Genomic DNA, 1,041 nt, shown 5'->3' with positions numbered 1-1,041 from the left:
CTGGCTGGGCCTCGCCCTCTTGTCTGCCGCTGTACTGGGGCAGCAACTCAGCTGGGCCATCCCTCTGACTTCGGTCCTCTTTCTGGTCTGGTACCCCCACAACTGGTGGGACTGGACGGCGAATCCGCCGACTGACCTCTTCAGCTGGGCTGTCGCCGCTATTGCTCTGAGTCTCGGAGTTACCGCGACCGCGGCAACTCCCTGGCGAAGGAAAGCCTTCTTCCGCAGGGCGGCGTCCCTTAGCCGCGCCGCGCCCCCGTGATCGCCTCACCGATCGTGAACCCCTTGGCGGGCCCCTCGGGGATCGTGACCTCTGTCCCGTACGGGACCCGGTGGACGCCCACCCAGTCCGCCTTCTCCGGCCGCGGCTCGGTCAGGACCGTGACGGTGCCTTCACCGTCGTAGTCATCGATGATCACGTAGATGGGGATACCCGCACGGGCGTACTCGCGGCGCTTCCGCGCCCGGTCGCGCCTGCGGCACTCGTGGCCCGGCGAGACGACCTCGACGACGAGACTCACCCCAGAGGCCTTGACGCCGATGCCTTCGTCGTCGACATGGGGCTCCAGATCCCTCGGGGCGACGAGGCAGTCCGGGATCCACGTCTTGCGACCGTGAACCACATTCGTGTCGTTGTAGGGCGCGTACTGACTCTCGGCAAGGGCCGACGCCATTGCATCCCGCAGACGGTTGACGATCTGCGCATGGGCAATGCGGCCGGTGGGCGACACCTCGACGGCTCCCTCGATGATTTCAGCGCGGTAGCCCTCGGGGAGTTCCATGGCCTTCCATGCCTGCCACAGCACCTCATCCAGCTCGATGGCGGACGGGGCTGACTGGGGCTTGGTGTCAGACATGGTCTTGGGCCTCTCAGCGGCAAGAGCGGTCACGGTGGCGCACCTCCTTTCCAGTGTGGGCTTGGCGTCCTCGCGGCACAAGCAACGCGATCACGGTAGGTACGTCGGTGGGGCCGACCAGGGGATACGCAGACCTGATCACCCGATGCGGTGAGGACGGAACGGTTCCTCGGCGCCGCTCTCC

General features: G+C 66.6%; 1 protein-coding gene. It reads right to left on the bottom strand.

What is annotated here, in order from left to right; genetic code table 11:
* Nucleotides 1-239 precede the first annotated feature (239 nt).
* The gene (locus tag ACZ5CR_RS47340) at nt 240-857 is read right to left on the bottom strand and encodes a Uma2 family endonuclease (RefSeq protein WP_468870272.1); all 618 of its coding nucleotides are present in this window, start codon (nt 855-857) and stop codon (nt 240-242) included.
* Nucleotides 858-1,041: the final 184 nt, after the last annotated feature.

Source organism: Streptomyces sp. NPDC031274 (assembly GCF_055570235.1).
This window is presented reverse-complemented; position numbering and strand designations above follow the sequence as displayed.

Excerpts from the sequence above, each read along its gene's own strand:
- ACZ5CR_RS47340 (WP_468870272.1), bottom strand. The coding sequence starts at position 857 with ATGTCTGACACCAAGCCCCAGTCAGCCCCGTCCGCCATCGAGCTGGAT.